We start from the raw sequence: 924 nt of genomic DNA on the forward strand, positions 1-924 counted from the left end.
AGGTAAATCAGCAGCACCGCAAGGCCTAGCACCATGATCAGTTCGCGAGCGTCCATGCCGTGCAGGATCGAATCCGATTTGGACGGACCGAAATACGCACGGTGGATCATGATCAGCGAGTAGACCGAACCGAACACCAGACCGGAGGTGGCAATCGCGGTGATCCAAGGCCAACTGGCGAACGAACCGATCAGGATCAGGAACTCGCCGACGAAGTTACCGGTGCCTGGCAAGCCCAGCGAAGCGGCTGCGAAGAACAGGCTGATCGCCGGCAGGTAAGCGATACGCGACCACAGACCGCCCATCTCACGCATGTCACGAGTGTGCAGACGCTCGTACAACTGACCGCTGAGGATAAACAGTGCTGCTGCCGACACACCGTGCGCGAGCATCTGGATCACGGCACCTTGCAGCGCCAGTTGGCTACCGGAGTAGATGCCGATCAGTACGAAGCCCATGTGGGAAACGGACGAGAAGGCGATCAGACGCTTGATATCGGTTTGTGCGAACGCCAGGAACGCACCGTAGAAGATCCCGATCAGACCGAGGGTCATGGCAATCGGCGCAAACTCGGCCGAAGCGTTCGGGAACAGCGGCAGGGCGAAACGCAGCAGGCCGTAGGCAGCGGTTTTCAGCAGGATACCGGCGAGGTCGACGGAACCAGCGGTCGGCGCCTGGGCGTGAGCGTCAGGCAACCAGGAGTGGAACGGTACGACGGGCAGCTTGACCGCGAAGGCGATGAAGAAGCCGAGCATCAGAATGTACTCGGTGGTCATCGACATCTTGGTTTTCAACAGGTCGGCGTAGTTGAAGGTAATCACGCCAGTGTTGTTGAAGTTGACCAGCACCAGACCGAGGATCGCCACCAGCATGATCAGGCCGGAAGCCTGAGTGAAGATGAAGAACTTTGTCGCTGCGTAGATC

At 58.9% G+C, this 924-nt stretch carries 1 protein-coding gene; it reads right to left on the bottom strand.

The window, feature by feature from the left end; genetic code table 11:
* On the bottom strand, nucleotides 1-924 hold a 924-nt coding region (locus tag ACIOVB_RS27695), incomplete at both ends, for an NADH-quinone oxidoreductase subunit M (protein WP_401272296.1).

Source organism: Pseudomonas sp. NPDC087639, from assembly GCF_044743385.1.
Classification (GTDB): Bacteria; Pseudomonadota; Gammaproteobacteria; order Pseudomonadales; family Pseudomonadaceae; genus Aquipseudomonas.